Raw genomic sequence first — 20,005 nt, 5'->3', positions numbered from 1 at the left:
ATGACAATCAAACGCGCACTTGTCAGTGTTTCAAATAAAGAAGGCATCATTCCTTTTGTCACAGAGCTAGTGGAACAGGGAATCGAAGTCATTTCAACAGGCGGAACGAGCAGCCTGCTTCAGCAAAACGGCGTCAAAGTAACAGGTATCTCAGAGGTAACGGGTTTCCCTGAAATCATGGACGGCCGCGTCAAAACACTCCATCCAAATATTCACGGCGGCTTGCTTGCTGTGCGCAGCAACTCTGATCACATGAAGCAGCTTGAGGAAAACAGCATTTTGCCGATTGATCTAGTAGTCGTGAATCTTTATCCATTTAAAGAAACGATCTCCAAGCAGGACGTGACATTTGATGATGCGATCGAAAATATCGATATCGGCGGTCCGACCATGCTTCGTTCAGCAGCAAAAAATCATCAGGATGTTGCCGTAGTTGTAGATCCTGCTGACTATGCTGAAGTGCTTGAGCAGATCAAGAGCGAGAAGGAGGTTACCCTTGCAACAAAGCAAAAGCTTGCTGCAAAAGTATTCCGCCATACCGCTTCTTATGACGCGCTCATCGCAGAATATTTAACGAATGCTGTTGGCGAGGAAGACCCTGAGACAGTAACTTATACGTTCGAGAAAAAACAATCGCTGCGCTATGGGGAAAATCCTCATCAAAAAGCTACTTTTTACAAAAAGCCTTTGGCAAGCAATGTTTCAATTGCTGAAGCTGTACAGGTTCACGGCAAAGAGCTTTCATACAACAACATTAAAGATGCAGATGCTGCTCTTCAAATCGTAAGAGAATTCAAGCAGCCGGCTGCTGTTGCTGTAAAACATATGAATCCATGCGGCGTCGGAACAGGCGAAACGATTTTCGAAGCCTTCACGCGCGCATATGAAGCAGATCCGACTTCAATTTTCGGCGGAATCATTGCTTTAAATCATGAAGTGGACAAAGAAACTGCTCATAAATTACATGAAATCTTCCTTGAGATTGTCATTGCTCCTTCTTTTGATGAAGAAGCTTTAGCTATTTTAACGTCTAAGAAAAACTTAAGACTTCTTACATTAGATGTGTTAGGTGCAGACAAACAGGATCAGCAAATCACTTCGATTCATGGTGGTCTGCTTGTACAGGATGAGGACACGCTTTCTTTTGATGATGCAAAAATCACCATTCCTACAAAGCGCGAGCCAACTGAACAGGAGTGGGAAGACTTAAAGCTTGCATGGAAAGTCGTGAAACATGTGAAATCAAACGCAATCGTGCTAACGAAAAATCAGATGACAGTTGGCGTTGGAGCGGGTCAAATGAACCGTGTAGGTGCGGCTAAAATTGCGATTGAACAGGCAGGTGCACTTGCTGAGGGAAGCGCAATGGGATCTGATGCTTTTTTCCCGATGAACGACACCGTTGAAGCAGCTGCAAAAGCGGGCGTAACAGCAATCATCCAGCCAGGCGGTTCGATTAAGGATGAAGATTCAATCCAAAAAGCAGATGAATACGGCATTACGATGGTATTTACAGGAGTTAGACACTTTAAACATTAATCTAGTGAGGTGCTGGTAACGATGAACATTCTAATCATTGGCCGCGGAGGCCGTGAACATGCAATCGCCTGGAAGGCATCACAGAGTAAGCTTGCCCGGAAAGTGTTTGTTGCTCCAGGGAACGATGGAATGAGCAGCGTTGCCGAGCTTATAGCAATCGATGAGCAAAATACAGAGGAGCTCGTTGCTTTTGCAAAAGAAAACGAGGTTGGGCTTACAATCGTAGGTCCTGAGGTTCCGCTCCTAAATGGCGTTGTCAATGCGTTTCAAGAAGCGGGACTGAGGGTTTTCGGTCCAACAAAAGAAGCTGCCCTTATTGAAGGCAGCAAGAAGTTCGCCAAGGAATTAATGATAAAAAATAACATTCCGACTGGAGCGTATCAATCGTTTACTTCTTTTGAAGAAGCGAAGCAATACGTGCTTGAACAAGGAGCTCCTATCGTCATCAAAGCAGATGGACTTGCTGCCGGAAAAGGCGTAACGGTCGCGATGACAATTGAGGAAGCTATCGACTGTCTGCGTGATTTTCTTGAGGATGCTAAATTCGGGGAGGCAAGCAGCTCCGTTGTCATCGAAGAATTTTTAGATGGCGAGGAATTTTCATTAATGGCTTTTGTTCACGGTGAGGCTGTTTATCCAATGGTGATCGCTCAGGATCATAAACGTGCATACGATCATGATGAAGGCCCGAATACAGGCGGAATGGGCGCTTACTCTCCAGTACCGCAAATTTCAGATGCTGTTGTGCAGGAAGCTGTTGAAACAGTGTTAAAGCCTGCTTCTGTTGGCATGATTGAGAATGGCACTCCATTTACGGGGATTTTATATGCAGGATTGATCTTAACGAAGCAAGGCCCAAAGGTCATTGAATTTAACGCGCGCTTTGGCGATCCGGAAACACAGGTTGTGCTGCCGCGCTTAGAGTCAGACTTGATTGAAATTCTGCTTGCTATTTTAGATGGAAAAGAAGCAGATCTCAAATGGCGCAAAGAAGCGGTTATGGGAGTTGTTCTTGCTTCCAATGGCTATCCGAATGAATACAAAAAAGGCGAAGCAATCGGCACGCTTCGTTCAAGCTTTGAGCAAGGTGCGCTTTTCCACGCGGGGACAAAGAAAAACGGGAATGAATTTGTAACAGACGGCGGACGGGTTTTAGCCGTGATTGCCTGCGGCAGTGATTTACTTGAAGCGCAGACTCAAGTATATGAGTACGTATCTGAAGTAGCATGTCCTGCCTTGTTCTACCGCAAGGACATCGGCGCAAAGGCAACTAAACACGTTTTTTCTTAACATAAACAAACATTAAGGCAACAATACTGCCGATAAGCAAAGCAAGCACGAATGTCATATCGGTTAAATACTCCATAATCATGATGTTCACCTCTTAGCAGACTCTCCTGATGGCAGGAGAGTCTTGTTTTTTGTGCAATATGGTACTGAATAGGCCTTGAGCTAAACGGGCGATTCCGCACTTCTAATTAAGAAGGATTATAAGTCTTATCCTCAAACTCCAAATCCTCTTTCTGGTATTGCTTATACATAAACACCATCGGGCAGAATCTGAGGATGCCTTCTCCAACTTTCATCGCACCAAGCAGCATTATGAGCAGCAGAGAATCCTTCCATGGTTTTTTCGAATATTTTGCAGATGCCCACGATAGTAAAAACAGTCCAATTGTAATCCGGATCAGTCCGTTTACAATGCCGATGTTCGGTTTCATAATATGTTCCTCCTCTTTTTGAAAATACAGTAAATCTTTACTGCGTTAAACGGCTGCATATGTTAACATATAAGATAAGAAATTTAGGGAGGGTCTGAAATGCCCCAGTCACAGGCACAATGGAAAGTCCGTCAAATCAGAAATCACATACAAGCGGCATCAGGCCATCAGCCTCCAGCTCTTGTTTTGAAAAATGGGATGTACTTGAACTCTTATCTTAAGCAATGGATCAAAGCCAACATCTGGATCTCAGGTGACCGGATTGTTTATATTGGCGATAAGCTTCCTGCCGAAAGACAACCTGAGATCATCGATTGCGAAGATCGTTTTATTGTACCTGGTTATATTGAGCCTCATGCTCACCCATTTCAACTTTATAATCCCCATTCTTTCGGGAAGTATGTGTCACAGTTCGGTACAACGACACTTATATGCGACAACTTATTTTTGCTTTTTCAGTCCGACAAAAAGAAAGCGCTTACTTTGATTCGTGAATTAAACGAGCTTCCTTTGCAGTATTTTTGGTGGAGCCGTTTCGATCTTCAGACTGAGGTCGCTAATGAACACGAATATTTATCTCTCGATTTTATGAAAAAATGGATGGAACATGAATATGTTATTCAAGGCGGAGAATTAACGGGATGGCCAAAGCTGCTCTCGGATGATGATTTAATGCTGTCATGGATGGTCGAGATGAAACGAAAGGGAAAGCGAATAGAAGGACATTTTCCCGGAGCTTCAGCAAACACACTGAACAAAATGAAATTATTCGGGGCCGACTGCGATCATGAAGCGATGACAGGAGATGATGTGTTAGAGCGGTTAAAACTAGGCTATACTGTTTCACTCAGACATTCCTCGATCCGGCCTGATTTGCCGCAGCTGCTTAATGGCATTCGTGAAAAAGAGATTCGCCACTATGATCATTTCTTTTTCACTACTGACGGAGCTACACCGCATTTTTATAAAGACGGCATGATGGATTCGATGATAAAAATGGCCATTGAGCACGATGTCCCGGCAATAGAGGCTTATCACATAGCAAGCTTTAATCCTGCCAGGTATTACCGAATGGAAGATGTAACAGGTGCAGTAGCCACAGGGCGATTGGCGAATCTGAATATTTTGGAATCACCTGATAATCCAACTCCAGTTGCTGTGCTGTCAAAAGGAAAGTGGCTGAAAAAAAACGGATTGCCTGCTGAAGGATTCGGAGATTTTAATTGGAATAAATCCGGATACGGAAAAATGAAGATCGAATGGTCCCTGTCTTATGATGATCTGCAGTTTTCAATGCCGCTCGGCCTTAAAATGAAGAATGATGTCATCATGGAACCGTACAGCATTACGATCGACAATTCATTTGACGAACTCGGCAGTCATCACGATGAGTCCTTTCTTGCTTTAATTGATAAGAAAGGAAAATGGCGGATCAATACCATGCTGAAGGGATTTGCTTCAGCACTCGGCGGTCTAGCCAGTTCGTATTCAACAACAGGGGATATCATTTTAATCGGGAAAAATAAGCATGATATGATCACAGCATTTAATAGAATGAAGGAGCTCGGAGGCGGCATTGTTCTTGCAGAAAAAGGGGAGGTTCTCCATGAAATACCTCTGGAGATTTGCGGAGGAGCGTCTGCTGAAGAGTTTGGTGCAGTTGTTCAAAAAGAGGAAAGGTTTAAGCAGCTGCTGAAAGATAGAGGATATCACTTTGGCGATGCGGTTTATTCCCTCTTTTTCCTGTCGTCGACTCATTTGCCGTATATCAGGATAACTCCTATAGGCATCTATGATGTGCTCAAAAAAATAATACTCTTTCCATCGATAATGCGTTAAAATATAAAAGTAAGCAGAAGGTGTCAATCGTGAAAAACAACATGATGAAAATGCAGCGGCTGTTCATGGCATTGCTCCTGCTCGCCATGTGTACGGCTTGTAAGCAAGAAGAAAACAGCAATCCAAAAGCAGATGTTGTAAAAAAGGAAGAAACATCTGCGCCTATTGTGGAGAAAAACATCTATCCATTAACAGGTTTGCCCTCTGATGAGAAAGTGGAACAGCGTGCCTTTGCAGTGATGATCAATAATCATCCGGCAGCGCGTCCACAGTCTGGACTTCATCAGGCTGATCTTGTATATGAGGTTTTATCAGAAGGAAATATCACCAGATTCCTTGCCGTTTACCAGAGCAATCAGCCTCGAGTGATCGGTCCTGTCAGAAGCGCAAGAGAATATTATGTAGACTTGAGCACAGGCTTTGATGCAGTTTTTATTAGCCACGGCTGGAGTCCTCAGGCTAAAGAGACGCTTGAAAAGGGAAAACATGATTACTTGAATGGCTTGTTTTATGATGGCACACTCTTTTGGAGAGCGCCATTCAGAAAAGCGCCGCACAATTCTTATATCTCTGCTGAAAATATAAAAGAAGGCGCAGATCTGAACGGAATGAACCTGTCGAAGCAGCCGAAACCGCTGCCGTTCACTGGTGCAAAAGAAGCTGCAGAAGGTGATTCGGGTTTAGAAGCCATTGTCCGCTACGACCAGTCAGATGTGTGGAATTCAGTCTATAAATACGACATACAAACAGAGAAGTACTTACGATATAGCAACAATGAACAAACGAAAGACCTGGAAACAGGAGATGCCATTGCGGTCGATAATTTATTTATCGCAGAAATGAATCATCAAACGATTGACGACTATGGAAGAAGAGCGATTGATTTAACGTCCGGAGGCAAAGGAATCCTGCTGCAAAAAGGCGTCAGCCTCCAAGTGGAATGGCGCAACATTGACGGACGAATCCTGCCTTATATAAGCGGAGAGCCCGTCGGATTTGTACCGGGTAAAACCTGGATTAACATAGTGCCTGCTCTAGAAAATCACGTTTCACTCCACTAATTTTCATAAAAGGAGAATGAAGATGCAAATTGAAAAATTACGGGGAAAAGAACTCGACCAATTATTTGAATCTGTTTTATCATTAAAAAACCTGGAAGAATGCTATCGGTTCTTTGATGACCTTTGCACAGTGAACGAAATCCAATCACTTGCACAGCGCCTCGAAGTAGCACGCATGCTGCGCGAAGGTTTCACATACCATAAGATCGAAACCGAAACAGGTGCAAGCACAGCAACCATCTCACGCGTAAAACGCTGCCTGAACTATGGCAACGATGCCTATACAATGGCGCTTGAGCGTATTCAAACACAGGAAACAAAGGAATCTTAATACATGGAAAAGGCTAAAATCTATTTGATTTTAGCCTTTGTTTTTATTCGAAACATTCATTTGAGGCGGTTCTTCAAACCATCCATTTTCAATCATCAGTTTAATCCCATCATTTGCATAGAAGTAAATATCCTTGGCGATTAAAGTGGTTTTCAGTGATAGATCGCTTCGTAAACTGAAAATCGAGCCGAAGCTGCTCCCTACAAGGCCAAAGCCGTTTAACAGATAGATGCAAAACATCATCAGCTTTTGAGAAAACGGGGCTACTGCGGAAGAAGTGACGTTCCCTCCTGAACCTGCAGAGAATTGCACATCACTGTCCATAAGAAGTTCTTCAAACAGTTCAATCTGTTTTTTAGCAAGCTTTTTTCCTTTTAAAAAATACTTTTTAACCGCTTTGTCTGTTGAACACTGCGCAAAACCTGATATCAGCTGCATGCCGATGTTGTTTGTTTCAATGCCATGATGAAGATAACCAATTTCAATATCATTTAAGGCGCGGTTATTTTTAAAAAAAGAGAAACCGCTCAGGTAGTTCTTATCTTCAATAAACTCAGTGCTCTTTGGCTTGTCAACGATCGGAGGAAGCGTTAAGATGCCTTTGTCCAGTAGATAATGAGTAGATAGCTTATACACCTTCTGAGTCACCGTTGTCAGTCCTTCATATATGGACATGACATCTTCACGGTAAGCCATATTCATATTTAGTGTATACATCCCCATGCTGACCTCTTTTAAAATGCGGAGCAGCATGATGTCAAAGCCATTATCAAAAAGCTTCGGAGCCTCCAGGTTTACATCCTCTTTTGTAAAACCTCTTGGTATAACGACTCCCTCACCTTCAAAAATGTCTTCTATTTTGATGACAAAATGATTGAGCTCCTGCCACAAGCCTCCCATAATGTTTTTTGCCTGCTGATCTTCTGATTTTTCCATGAAATACTCTAATATTCTTAAAATCATTGTTTTTTCCTGATATGTAAGCCACAATGTACCAAGCTCAGACGAACAAATTGGATTCTTAAAATTCAATGCAATCCCTCCATGGGAGTATTATCTTCATTTTGTATTTGAATTATGAGGATTTCTATTTGCACGATATTGTCTAAAGACATGCAGAAGGTTTCGGCAGAGAAGAAATGGAGTGCGAAAACCGGAAGAAGGCTGAAAAAAGTGTTCTATATAGGGGCTATGACACCTTGAAACAAGGAAAATCTTGCTGTCATAAAAAATGTATACTGCCTTAAAACGCCCCAAACCCCGATTACGTGAACAGATTGTCAAAACCTTCATAGCACCTGTCCGTTTTTTGCAGGGCGTTAATTTGATATAATGTTTCAGGTGGAACCCGATTGTTAGGAGGAAAGACCATGTACGACGTTACCGAGTGGAAACATGTTTTCAAACTCGATCCAGATAAAGAGATAAGCGATGAAAATCTAGAAATAATATGTGAATCCGGAACAGATGCGATCATCGTCGGCGGAAGCGACAATGTGACGATGGATAATGTGTTAAACTTAATGTCCCGAATCAGGAGATACCTTGTACCTTGTGTGCTTGAGGTGTCTGAAATTGAGTCGATTATACCGGGATTTGATTTGTATTTTATCCCGTCGGTCATGAACAGCACGAACACGAAATGGGTAATGGGACTGCATCATGAAGCTGTAAAAGAATATGGCGAGATCATGAGCTGGGATGAGCTGATTGTAGAAGGCTATTGTATTTTAAATGGTGACTGCAAAGCGGCAAAGCTTACAGAAGCGAATACGGAGCTTGCAGCAGATGATGTCATGGCGTATGCCCGAATGGCTGAAAACATGTTCCATATGCCGATCTTTTATTTAGAATACAGCGGAACTTACGGAGACGTAAATGTGGTCCAGGCTGCAAGCTCTGTCTTATCCTCTACCAAACTCTTTTACGGCGGCGGCATTGAAACGCCTGAACAGGCAGCTGAAATGGCTGAATACGCGGATGTTGTGGTAATCGGCAATGTCATCTATGATGATTTTGGTTCAGCTCTGAAAACAGTAAAAGCAGTAAAACCCTGATTGCATAAAGCTCACATTTTGAGATAAAATAAGAACATACGTTTGATATAAGGTGGTGTCCGGAACGTGCAATTTTTAACAGATCAATTATTGAATGGCTTAAACGATATGCAAAAAGAAGCGGTCAAGGCAACAGATGGACCGCTCTTAATAATGGCCGGGGCAGGAAGCGGCAAGACGAGTGTGCTCACAAGAAGAATTGCTTATTTAATGGTGGAAAAGGGCGTAGCACCTTGGAATATTCTAGCCATTACTTTTACAAATAAAGCGGCACGCGAGATGAAAGAAAGGATCGGAAAGCTGCTCGGACCAGGTGCGGATGATATTTGGATTTCGACGTTTCACTCCATGTGTGTCCGTATTTTAAGAAGAGATATCGACCGGATTGGAATCAGCAGAAACTTCTCGATTCTCGATACGACTGATCAGCTTTCTGTCATTAAATCGATTCTTAAAGATCGCAATATCGATCCAAAGAAATTTGATCCCCGCAGTATTTTAGGAAGCATCAGCGGAGCGAAAAATGAACTGATCACACCTGAAGAGTTTGAAAAAACAGCGGGCGGCATGTATGAACAGGTTGCAAGCGATGTTTACAAGGATTATCAAAAAAAGCTCCTGAAAAACCAGTCGCTTGATTTCGATGATTTAATCATGACAACGATTCAGCTGTTTCAGCGTGTTCCTGAAGTGCTTGAATTCTACCAGCGCAAATTTCAGTTTATTCATGTGGATGAGTACCAGGATACGAATAAGGCCCAGTACCTATTGGTTAAAATGCTTGCATCACGTTTTCAGAATCTATGTGTTGTCGGTGATTCCGATCAGTCGATTTATCGCTGGCGCGGTGCGGATATCGCGAACATTCTTTCTTTTGAAAAAGACTACCCGACGGCGAGCGTGATTTTGCTTGAGCAGAATTACCGTTCCACACAGCGTATCCTTGAAGCGGCAAATGGTGTTATTAAAAACAACATGAACCGCAAAGCGAAAAATCTTTGGACTCAAAATGATGAGGGCCAGAAGATCAACTATTACCGCGCTGACAGTGAATCAGCAGAGGGACAGTTCGTAGCTGGGAAAATCAATCAGCTTGTCTCTTCAGAAGGAAGAAAGCTGTCTGATTTTGCGATTCTCTACCGCACGAATGCCCAGTCCCGTGTAATCGAGGAAATCCTCCTCAAATCAAACATCAATTACACGATCGTTGGCGGGATTAAGTTCTACGACAGAAAAGAAATTAAAGATATCCTGGCATACTTAAGATTAATTGCTAATCCTGACGATGATATCAGCCTAGCGCGAGTTATTAATACACCAAAGCGCGGTGTAGGCTCCACCTCAGTCGATAAAATAGCCCAGTATGCGCTGGACAATGATTTATCTCTGTTCGGTGCGATCGAACAAATCGAATTTGCAGGCGTCAGTGCGCGTGTTGTCAGTGCGATGGTTAATTTCCGCGAGCTTGTGCGCAATCTGACAAACATGCAGGATTACCTGTCTGTCACTGAGCTTGCAGAGGAAGTCATTGAAAAGACAGGCTACCGCGACATGCTGAAAACGGAAAAAACAATCGAAGCACAAAGCCGTCTTGAGAATATTGATGAGTTTTTATCTGTTACGCAAAACTTTGAGAAAAACAGTGAAGATAAAAGCTTAGTTGCCTTTTTAACCGATTTGGCTTTAGTTGCGGATATTGATAAATTAGATGAAGATGAGGAAGCCTCTAAAGAAGCTGTTGTGCTGATGACTCTTCACTCTGCGAAAGGACTGGAGTTTCCGGTTGTTTTCTTGATGGGTGTCGAGGAAGGCGTATTCCCCCACAGCCGTTCTCTTATGGAAGAAGCGGAGATGGAAGAAGAGCGACGTCTTGCCTATGTCGGCATTACCCGCGCCGAAAAAGAACTGTACATTACGAATGCAAAAATGAGAACTCTTTTCGGACGTACAAGCATGAATCCTGAATCCCGTTTTATCTCAGAGATTCCGTCTGAACTGCTGGAGAATCTAAATGAAGTGAAAAAGAGCCCTTCTCCATTTGCTGCAAAAACCCGGCCGGAAAGACGCCCTCAGGTCAACAGACCGATGGCGGCTTCAACAGGCGGAGACGAAATTGCCTGGGCTGTCGGCAATAAAGCAGAGCATAAAAAGTGGGGGATCGGCACAGTTGTCAGTGTGAAAGGCGAAGGAGAAGGCAAAGAGCTTGATATTGCATTCCCAAGCCCTGTAGGCATTAAACGCCTGCTTGCCAAGTTTGCTCCGATACAAAAAGTGTAGATCGTTAAAGGAAAGGAATGGACCCTGGATGGATATGAATGCAGCCAAACAACGTGCAGAAACTCTGCATGACTTATTAAATAAATACAACTATGAATATCACGTTCTTGATAAACCGACTGTGCCTGACTCTGAGTATGATCAGCTTCTTCAAGAATTGCTTGAGATTGAAGAAACGTATCCTGAGCTGAAGACGGCTGATTCCCCAACGCAGCGTGTCGGCGGCAATATCCTTGAAGGGTTTAAAAAGGTGCAGCATAAGAAACCGATGCTAAGCCTTGGAAATGCCTTCAATGAGCAGGATATCAGAGATTTTGACCGCCGCGTGAGACAGGCAGTCGGCGATGATGTTCAGTATATGGTTGAACTGAAGATTGATGGACTCGCCGTGTCTCTCACATACGAAAACGGTGCATTCGTTCGAGGTGCAACGCGCGGGGATGGCACAACAGGCGAAGATATCACCGAAAACTTAAAAACAATCCGGTCCATTCCGCTTAAATTAAAGAAAAACCTTTCAATTGAAGTGCGCGGCGAAGCCTACATGCCAAAATCGTCTTTTGAGAAATTAAACGAAACAAGAATTCAGCTCGAAGAAGAGCCGTTTGCCAACCCCCGCAACGCGGCTGCAGGCTCCCTTCGCCAGCTTGATCCTAAAATTGCGGCGAAACGAAATCTGAATATTTTCGTCTATAGTATTGCAGACCTTGGTGAAGAAACTGGAGCGGCCACTCAAAGTGCAGGACTTGATGCCCTTGAGGAGCTTGGTTTTAAAACGAATACAGAGCGCCGCAGATGTGATTCAATTGACGAAGTGATAACGCTGATTGAATCCCTTCAGGAAAAAAGAGCTAATCTGCCATATGAAATTGACGGCATCGTAATCAAAGTAGATTCGATTGAACAGCAGGAGGCGCTTGGTTTTACAGCCAAAAGCCCGCGCTGGGCAGTTGCCTATAAGTTTCCTGCAGAAGAAGTAATGACGAAGCTGATTGATATCGAATTAACGGTCGGACGCACTGGTGTCATTACACCAACTGCACTCCTGGAGCCTGTACGTGTTGCTGGTACAACAGTAAAACGCGCTTCTCTTCATAATGAAGATCTCATTCGTGAAAAAGACATTCGTCTTGGTGACTACGTCGTTATTAAAAAGGCTGGAGACATTATTCCCGAGGTTGTCAATGTGCTTCTCGAGCACCGCACTGGCGACGAGGAAGAGTTCAAAATGCCGACGCATTGTCCTGAATGTGAAAGCGAGCTTGTCAGGATTGAAGGCGAGGTTGCACTTAGATGCATCAATCCTAAGTGCCCGGCGCAGATTCGCGAGGGATTAATTCATTTTGTATCTAGAAATGCGATGAACATCGATGGTCTTGGTGAGCGGGTTATTGCCCAGCTTTTCAAAGAAAACCTGATTAAGGATGTTGCCGATCTATACAAATTGACCCGAGAGCAGCTGCTTGAGCTTGAACGGATGGGTGAGAAATCAGTGGACAACCTGCTTCAGGCGATTGAAAACTCAAAACAAAGCTCACTTGAGAGATTGCTGTTTGGTCTTGGCATCCGTTTCATCGGCGCAAAGGCAGCAAAAACGCTTGCGCAGCATTTTGAGACAATGGAACGATTGCAAACAGCCTCAAGAGATGAGATTATTGCGGTTAATGAAATTGGCGATAAGATGGCGGATGCCGTCGTGACTTATTTTGAACAGCCTGAGATGAATGAGCTGATTTCCGAGCTGAAATCATGCGGAGTGAATATGGCTTACTTAGGACCAAAGCTAGTAAAAGCAGAGGAATCAGATTCCTTCTTTGCAGGCAAAACGGTCGTTTTAACGGGGAAACTAGAAGAGCTTTCCCGAAATGAAGCAAAAGACCAAATTGAAGCGCTTGGCGGCAAGGTAGCCGGAAGCGTCAGCAAAAAAACAGATTTAGTCGTTGCCGGGGAAGATGCAGGAAGCAAGCTTTCAAAGGCTCAAGAGTTAAACATCGACATTTGGGATGAGACGAAACTGCTTGAGGAACTAAGAAAATAAGAGGTGTATTCCGACTTGAAAAAAGTAATGGTAATGCTGCTCGCAGGCTGTTTATTCCTTTCAGCCTGCGCACCCAGCTTTGGCGATCAAGAGGAAATCGTGCGGGAAACGGAAGATGAATCAACCGAAAAAGCGATCATTCCTAAATACAACATTTCAGATTCTTACTATAAAATGATCCTTCCTTTTAAAGAAGGAAAAGCAAGGGGACTTGTTGCTGAAAATATCAATACCCGATTAGACATCGACGAATTCGAAACGGGACTGATGAGAGTGGCGCAGGAAGAATTTTCTCCAGACAATCATCTTTATCAGGAAGGTCAGTATCTGGATGAGTTGACAGTGCGGTCTTGGCTTGGCCGCAAACTTCAAGGGGATAAATTGAAAGAAGCGCAGGAAAAAGCTAAAGCGAGTAAGGAAACGTTCAAAAATGAGGGTCTCAACCCACTAGCAAGTACCGAAGGCGATTTTATACAACAAAACGAAAAAAGCCCAATCTACTTAGCCCACATGCTTGAACACAATTACTTAGTCCGCAAAGGCGAAAATACAGTTGAGCTTGGCGGAGTTGTCATTGGGCTTGCTTTAAACTCGGTTCATTATTACCGTGAAGCAGTCGGTGAGCCGCAAAGAGAATATGTCATCGATCCTCAGAAGCTTGAAGCAGAGGGGAAAAAGATGGCTGAAGAAGTCATCAAACGTGTACGAACTCAAAAAGGTCTTGAAAATGTACCAGTTGTCATTGCCTTATACAAGCAAGCGCCGAAGTCATCCATTGTCCCGGGAAGTTTTATCGCAAGTACAGTAGTAGACGGGGGCAGCAATCAAATCGGCAAATGGGACAGCATTGATGAGGAATACGTCTTCTTCCCATCGCCTCAAGGTACAGAAGACTACCGCGAGGATGCCAATCTCTTTGAGCGATTCAAACAGGATATCGACGAATTTTTCCCTAATTACACAGGCGTGATCGGCAAAGCCTTTTACAAAGGGGAAGAAATGCAAGAATTGAAGATTGATATACCAATGCAGTTCTACGGAAAATCAGAAGTCATTGCCTTTACCCAGTTTGTCACTGGGAAAGTCGTAGACTATTTCCCTGACTATGTTTCAGTTGAAGTAAACATCAATTCAACTAGCGGCCAAGAGGCATTGATCGTCCGCAAACCTGGACAGGAAAAACCGACCGTTCATATTTATCAATAAATGATTAGCCATCTCACATTGTGGGGTGGTTTTTTTCGATGGGTGGAACTAGAGATGGCCATTTTTCTAGGTGAATTGCTCAAGCGGGATTCCAGATTCAGTGCAACTAGCAGAAACGAAGCCCTGACTATCCGGGGCTTCAAACCCAGTCTTCCCCTTCAAGCTAGCTATTCTCCTACTCTCTGAACATAATAAACTTAATATTGTGACAGTTTACCATAGTTTGAAAGTTTCCATCTCTTTCGTTAGAATGGGGGTGTAAACGTTTCATACTTGCAGGGAGGCGAATTTGAATCATGATACCGTACAAACACGAACCATTTACTGATTTTTCAGCAGAAGAGAATAAGAAAGCCTATCTTGAAGGCCTGAAGCTTGTTGAGTCATATTTAGGGCAGGATTATCACTTGGTCATTGGCGGAGAATGTATTTCCACAGAGGATAAAATTGTTTCTGTGAATCCTTCAAATAAAGAAGAGGTGATTGGCCGCGTTTCGAAGGCGAACCGGGAGTTAGCCGAGAAAGCTATGCAAGTGGCAGATGAGACATTTAACACATGGCGCAAAGTGAAGCCGGAAGTACGTGCGGACATTCTATTCCGTGCTGCAGCGATCATTCGCCGCCGCAAACATGAATTTTCTGCGCTTTTAACGAAAGAAGCAGGCAAGCCTTGGAATGAAGCGGATGCGGATACAGCAGAAGCGATTGATTTCATTGAGTATTATGCCCGCCAAATGATGAAATTAAAGGATGGCATGCCAGTTGAAAGCCGTCCGGGTGAGTACAACCGTTACAGCTACATTCCTTTAGGTGCAGGGATTATTATTTCCCCGTGGAACTTCCCGTTTGCGATTATGGCAGGAACGACAATCGCAGCTATCGTAACAGGCAACACAGTCTTGTTAAAACCGGCTTCGACTACTCCGGTCGTTGCGGCCAAGTTTGTTGAAGTGATGGAGGAAGCCGGACTTCCTAAAGGGGTATTGAACTTCGTGCCTGGAAGCGGCGCTGAGGTTGGCGATTATTTAGTTGATCACCCGCGCACCCGTTTTATCAGCTTCACAGGTTCACGTGACGTAGGCACACGCATCTATGAGCGTGCTTCTAAAGTGAATGAAGGCCAAATCTGGCTGAAGCGCGTTATTGCTGAAATGGGCGGCAAGGATACGATTGTCGTTGATAAAGACGCAGATTTGGAATTAGCTGCACAATCAATCGTGAAATCTGCATTTGGATTCTCAGGACAAAAATGTTCTGCTTGTTCCCGTGCAGTCATCGTTGAGGATGTGTATGATCAGGTCCTGAATCGCGCAGTTGAACTAACAAAAGAATTAACAGTCGGCGATACAGCAGACCAATCCTATTTCATGGGTCCTGTCATCGATCAGGCTGCATTTGATAAAATTATGAGTTATGTAGAAATCGGCAAAGAAGAAGGGAAGCTCGTTGCAGGAGGAGAAGGAGACAGCTCTAAAGGCTTCTTTATTCAGCCTACAATCATTGCGGATCTTGATCCGAAAGCACGCTTGATGCAGGAGGAAATCTTCGGTCCGGTTGTCGGCTTTACGAAAGCAAAAGATTTTGATCATGCGATTGAAATTGCCAACAACACGGACTACGGTTTAACAGGGGCAGTCCTTACAAACAACCGTGAGCACATCGAACAAGCTCGCGAAGACTTCCACGTCGGAAATCTGTATTTCAACCGCGGCTGTACAGGTGCGATCGTTGGCTATCAGCCATTTGGCGGCTTCAACATGTCCGGTACAGATTCAAAAGCGGGCGGACCGGATTATTTATTGCTTCACCTTCAGGCAAAAACAACATCGGAAACGCTGTAATAGAAGGAGAAAAGAGCTTAAACAAACGTTTGTTTAAGCTCTTTTTGTGAGGTGAATCCAGGTGAATGAAAAAAGGTTAAATGCGTTTTTATTTTTATCCGGTATCTTGTTCGTATTCAGTTTGTTATCCATGTTTTTTTTCATCGATGATTTAATAAAAGATATCGTGTTTTCTATCGGTTTTTTGGTAGCGATTATGATACATCTCTATTTCAGAAATCAAAGAAATAAAGCACAAAAGAAAAACGCTTAGGAAGATTCAGCCTCCTAAGCGTTTTAACATTTCTTACTTTGTTTCTTCCTCTAAAACTTCTTCCATTTCGTTAAACGTATTTTGAACGCGTTTAGAAGGTCTGCTTGTGATCAAGCTGACTACGTAAACAGCAAGTAAACTTAAGAAGAAGCCGGGAATCATTTCGTACATGAATTCTTTCAGTGCAGGGACGTTTACCCAAATCAGCACTGTGACAGCACCGACGATCATACCGGCAAGCGCACCCCACTTCGTCATGCGTTTCCAATATAAGCTGAGCAGCACGGCCGGTCCGAATGCAGAACCGAATCCTGCCCATGCGTATCCGACTAGGGAAAGGATGGTGTCGCTAGGTTCCAAGGATAGGAGGACACCTACGATTGCAACAAGCAATACCGCGAGTCTTCCAATAAATACAAGCTCTTTATCAGATGCATTTCGTTTAAAGAACGTTTTATAAAAATCCTCTGTCAGGGCACTCGCAGTAACAAGCAGCTGTGATGAAATGGTACTCATGATAGCTGCAAGAATTGCTGCAAGCAGGAACCCTGTTATGAACGGATGGAAAAGCACCTGGGCAAATTTGATGAAGATTGTTTCAGGGTCTGCAAGAGAAGCTCCTGTCTGATTAATATAAGCAATACCGACAAGTCCTGTCAGCAGTGCGCCAATAATCGAGATAATCATCCAGGCCATCCCAATTCTTCGTGCAGGCTTGAGTTCTTTAATTGATGAAATCGCCATAAAACGCACGATAATGTGAGGCTGGCCAAAATAACCAAGTCCCCAAGCTAAAAATCCAAGAATGCCAATAACTGATGTTCCTTTAAAAATATCCAAGTAAGTCGGGTCTATCTCACGGACAACGTCAAATGTAGGCCCCACTCCTCCAAGTTCCATAAATGCAACGACTGGAACCAGAATCAGTGCGAGGAACATGATGATGCCCTGCACGAAATCGGTTAAGCTGACGGCAAGAAATCCGCCAAAAAGAGTGTAAACCATGACAACACCTGCTGTAAGAAGCATACCGAACAGGTAATCCGTTTTAAAGGCTGACTCAAACAAAAGTCCGCCTGATACTAATCCTGCAGATGTGTAGAGTGTGAAGAAAATAATAATAACGATTGCAGAAACAAAACGGAGCATGCGTGACGTGTCTTTAAAGCGGTTTTCGAAGTAGTCCGGGATTGTAATTGAGTCATTTGCTACCTCTGTATAGGTACGCAGGCGAGGAGCCACAAGAATATAATTCAGATAAGCTCCGATAGATAAACCAACTGCGATCCACATACTTGATAATCCGGTTGTGTACATCGCACCGGGAAGCCCCATCAGCATCCAGCCGCTCATATCAGATGCACCTGCCGACAAAGCAGTTACTGCAGGTCCGAGCCCGCGTCCTCCCAGCATGTAGCCAGATACATCATTTGTTGATTTTTTGAAGGCATAGAAACCAATAAGAAGCATGCCGACAAAATAAATTCCGAGTGATACAATTGTTCCAATTTCCACCAAATCTCTCCTTTGACATAAGTGATAGTGTGATAAAGATCCAAATATTGCAATCCGTTCAGCCCTACGGTTTCCTAACCTAACAAACTATTCCCCCTGTTTCAAGGAAATGAAACAGGCATGGCGCGGATTTGAGCGCTTGTGAGCTATGGCGCACATATACGTAAGCGCTTCCTAAAAAGAATTAAAGTAAAACTATTTAGAATTTTCAGATGATAATTTTTTCTTTTAATATTACGTATTATGTGCAGTCAGATTTATAACAAAACAACAATTTTCCGGATAGGCAAACAGCAGCATTCTTACATATGATAATGAGATATAAATGAACGTATGTCAGGAGGATTGAACATGGATTCAAACGGAAAAGATCCGATGAAATTGATCAATGATTTTTTTGTCTCGCGGCCAAAGAATACCCTTCTCGGAAGCATCGACGACTATTTCAAACAATCATTTGCTCCAAAAGGATTTCAGGTTATGACGGATGAAACGGATGCAGCATTTGTTGTGAAAGCAGAATTGCCAGGAATTGAAAAAGAGGATATTAAACTTGAAATTCTCGGAGAAGATCTGATCATCACAGTAAAATCAGCGAAAAATGAGAAGAAAAACGGCAAACAATCAATTCCTATTCCCCCTTCAGCTGTAAAAAGAAATTTAAAGGCGAACTACCGGAATGGTGTCTTGAAAATCACGATTCCAAAGAAGACATCAACTAAAATCGAGATTGACTGAAGTAAAACATGCATCAGAGAATAACAGAATTTTAAGTAAAAAGAATATGGTAATATAGTTCAATTTTTAAGATGATAAAAGAGAAAAATTCAATAATAGAAAGGCGCGGATGGATATTCCGGCGCCTTTTTCTTTGGATGAGAATTATTTAAGTAAAACGAAAGGTAAAATAGTAAAAACTTTTAGTTAAATTTTACTTGAAATTTTCCGACTATTATTCTATTATTAATTTTGTAAACGATTTCATTTTTGCGGTCAGTATCTTTTGATTAAGATTAATAGGGGGTAAAACATGAAAAAGGTAATAGGTTTGATTAGTCTGGTTCTAATCATCGGCATGCTCTCTGCTTGTTCAGGAGGATCTTCTGAAAAAACAAGCAAAGACGACAAAAAATTGACGGCTTGGGCTTGGAACATCAACGTTCCTGTACTTGAAGCAGCGGCCGAACGCTATAAGAAAGAAAATCCTGATTTTGAACTTGAGATTGTAGAAATCGGGAGAGAAGATGTTTATTCGAAATTAACAACAGGTCTGCAGGCTGGCGGGCAAGGTCTTCCTGACATCGTCCTTGTTGAAGATGACCGCATTCAAGGATATGCAGAATCTTATCCTAAAGCATTTTTAGATTTAAAAGAGTACGGTTTTGATAAGCAGGCTGATAAATTTCCTTCAAGTAAAACAGACCTTTTAACGGTTGATGATAAAATTGTCGGCTTCCCGTTTGACGGCGGTCCGACAGGCGTCTTTTACCGCACAGATATTTTTGAAGAAGCTGGCGTAAAAGCAGAAGATATTCAAACATGGGAGCAATTTGTTGAAGCGGGTAAAGTCATTAAAGAAAAAACAGGCAAACCAATGCTTGGACTTGATTTAAACGGTGACGACGGTCTTTACCGCATGATGATGAATCAGCAGGGTTCCCTTTACTTTGATGATAAAGGAGAGCTTGCTTTAACATCAGAAGAATCAATGAATGCTGCAAAAGTGATCAAGCAGCTTAAAGATGAAGGCTTAGTGAAAAATACAGTCGGCTGGGATGCATGGATCAGCGCCATGGTAAGCGGCGAGGTTGCAGCAGCACCATCTGGCGCATGGCTATCAGGCTCCATCACTGGACAAGGCAAGGATACATCAGGCAAGTGGGGCGTTATTCCTCTTCCTGCATTTGAAGAAGGCGGAAACCGTGCTTCTAACTTAGGCGGAAGCAACTACGTCATCATGCAATCTACGGATAAAAAACAAGAAGCATATGACTTCATGGAATACTTCTCAACAGATGAAGAAACACAGCTTGAAGCAATGAAAGGCGGCTTATTCCCGACACTTAACACAATCTATGATGAGCCGATCTTCACTGAAGAGCAGGAGTTCTTCTCGAATCAGCCGATCTGGAGCACGTTCACAGAGCAAATGGACAGCATTCCATCTGTTAACTACACAGGCAACTATTCACTGGCAATGGATGAATCAATCAAAGCCCAGTCTGAATCAGTAAGCGGCAAGGTGTCTATTGAAAAAGCATTCGAGGCAGCACAGAAACGCCTGGATAACAGAATTAAATAATACATTGAAAAATGAAAAAGAAAGG

Annotated in this window: 16 protein-coding genes; 12 read left to right on the top strand and 4 right to left on the bottom strand. The window is 43.1% G+C overall.

What is annotated here, in order from left to right:
- Together purH and purD are read left to right on the top strand one after the other, a co-directional pair.
- On the top strand, nt 1-1,539 hold the full coding sequence (purH, locus tag E2R53_RS19225) for a bifunctional phosphoribosylaminoimidazolecarboxamide formyltransferase/IMP cyclohydrolase (RefSeq protein ID WP_133313364.1): 1,539 nt from the start codon (nt 1-3) through the stop codon (nt 1,537-1,539).
- Nucleotides 1,540-1,560: 21 nt separating this feature from the next.
- Nucleotides 1,561-2,829, top strand: coding sequence for a phosphoribosylamine--glycine ligase (gene purD, locus E2R53_RS19220; protein ID WP_133313363.1), 1,269 nt, complete (start codon nt 1,561-1,563; stop codon nt 2,827-2,829).
- Here the strand turns inward: purD and E2R53_RS23790 are convergent.
- Nucleotides 2,810-2,911 (bottom strand): EYxxD motif small membrane protein, encoded by a 102-nt coding sequence (locus tag E2R53_RS23790; RefSeq protein ID WP_346265498.1) that lies wholly within the window; start codon nt 2,909-2,911, stop codon nt 2,810-2,812. The two genes, purD and E2R53_RS23790, sit on opposite strands and share 20 nt — an antisense overlap.
- A gap of 106 nt (nt 2,912-3,017) precedes the next feature.
- On the bottom strand, nt 3,018-3,260 hold the full coding sequence (locus tag E2R53_RS19215; protein ID WP_133313362.1) for a YgaP family membrane protein: 243 nt from the start codon (nt 3,258-3,260) through the stop codon (nt 3,018-3,020).
- Nucleotides 3,261-3,359: 99 nt separating this feature from the next.
- Between E2R53_RS19215 and E2R53_RS19210 the strand changes: the two genes are divergently transcribed.
- From E2R53_RS19210 to E2R53_RS19200, 3 genes are read left to right on the top strand one after another with little or no spacing between them, the layout of a single operon-like run.
- Nucleotides 3,360-5,099, top strand: coding sequence for an adenine deaminase C-terminal domain-containing protein (locus E2R53_RS19210; RefSeq protein ID WP_133313361.1), 1,740 nt, complete (start codon nt 3,360-3,362; stop codon nt 5,097-5,099).
- Between the two features lie 41 nt (nt 5,100-5,140).
- Nucleotides 5,141-6,160: a DUF3048 domain-containing protein gene (locus E2R53_RS19205; RefSeq protein ID WP_133313401.1), complete on the top strand. Its 1,020-nt coding sequence runs from the start codon at nt 5,141-5,143 to the stop codon at nt 6,158-6,160.
- A 22-nt stretch (nt 6,161-6,182) separates the two neighbouring features.
- On the top strand, nt 6,183-6,491 hold the full coding sequence (locus E2R53_RS19200; RefSeq protein ID WP_070879478.1) for a YerC/YecD family TrpR-related protein: 309 nt from the start codon (nt 6,183-6,185) through the stop codon (nt 6,489-6,491).
- Between the two features lie 30 nt (nt 6,492-6,521).
- On the opposite strand, the gene E2R53_RS19195 is transcribed toward E2R53_RS19200, so the two are convergent.
- Entirely contained in the window at nt 6,522-7,523 is a 1,002-nt protein-coding gene (locus tag E2R53_RS19195) for a DUF3231 family protein (RefSeq protein ID WP_133313360.1), read from the bottom strand.
- 338 nt (nt 7,524-7,861) lie between these two features.
- Between E2R53_RS19195 and E2R53_RS19190 the strand changes: the two genes are divergently transcribed.
- The 5 genes from E2R53_RS19190 to pruA all read left to right on the top strand — a co-directional run bounded on the left by E2R53_RS19190 (nt 7,862) and on the right by pruA (nt 15,910).
- Entirely contained in the window at nt 7,862-8,548 is a 687-nt protein-coding gene (locus E2R53_RS19190; RefSeq protein ID WP_133313359.1) for a heptaprenylglyceryl phosphate synthase, read from the top strand.
- Nucleotides 8,549-8,656: 108 nt separating this feature from the next.
- Entirely contained in the window at nt 8,657-10,825 is a 2,169-nt protein-coding gene (gene pcrA, locus E2R53_RS19185) for a DNA helicase PcrA (protein ID WP_435796806.1), read from the top strand.
- A gap of 28 nt (nt 10,826-10,853) precedes the next feature.
- Entirely contained in the window at nt 10,854-12,863 is a 2,010-nt protein-coding gene (gene ligA, locus E2R53_RS19180) for an NAD-dependent DNA ligase LigA (RefSeq protein ID WP_133313357.1), read from the top strand.
- A gap of 15 nt (nt 12,864-12,878) precedes the next feature.
- The gene (locus E2R53_RS19175) at nt 12,879-14,069 is read left to right on the top strand and encodes a CamS family sex pheromone protein (RefSeq protein ID WP_133313356.1); all 1,191 of its coding nucleotides are present in this window, start codon (nt 12,879-12,881) and stop codon (nt 14,067-14,069) included.
- 293 nt (nt 14,070-14,362) lie between these two features.
- The gene (gene pruA / locus E2R53_RS19170; RefSeq protein ID WP_133313355.1) at nt 14,363-15,910 is read left to right on the top strand and encodes an L-glutamate gamma-semialdehyde dehydrogenase; all 1,548 of its coding nucleotides are present in this window, start codon (nt 14,363-14,365) and stop codon (nt 15,908-15,910) included.
- 286 nt (nt 15,911-16,196) lie between these two features.
- On the opposite strand, the gene putP is transcribed toward pruA, so the two are convergent.
- On the bottom strand, nt 16,197-17,681 hold the full coding sequence (gene putP / locus E2R53_RS19165) for a sodium/proline symporter PutP (protein WP_435796804.1): 1,485 nt from the start codon (nt 17,679-17,681) through the stop codon (nt 16,197-16,199).
- A gap of 348 nt (nt 17,682-18,029) precedes the next feature.
- Here putP and E2R53_RS19160 point away from each other — a divergent pair, with 348 nt between their 5' ends.
- The gene (locus E2R53_RS19160; protein ID WP_165971043.1) at nt 18,030-18,416 is read left to right on the top strand and encodes an Hsp20/alpha crystallin family protein; all 387 of its coding nucleotides are present in this window, start codon (nt 18,030-18,032) and stop codon (nt 18,414-18,416) included.
- 292 nt (nt 18,417-18,708) lie between these two features.
- Nucleotides 18,709-19,980, top strand: a complete 1,272-nt coding sequence (locus tag E2R53_RS19155) for an ABC transporter substrate-binding protein (protein ID WP_133313352.1) — start codon at nt 18,709-18,711, stop codon at nt 19,978-19,980.
- The last annotated feature ends 25 nt before the right edge of the window (nt 19,981-20,005 follow it).

Origin of the sequence: Peribacillus frigoritolerans (assembly GCF_004358755.1) — a bacterium.
Taxonomy (GTDB): domain Bacteria; phylum Bacillota; class Bacilli; order Bacillales; family Bacillaceae; genus Bacillus_P.
Note: the sequence above shows the minus strand (reverse complement) of the source record. Positions and strands in the feature narration are given on the sequence as shown.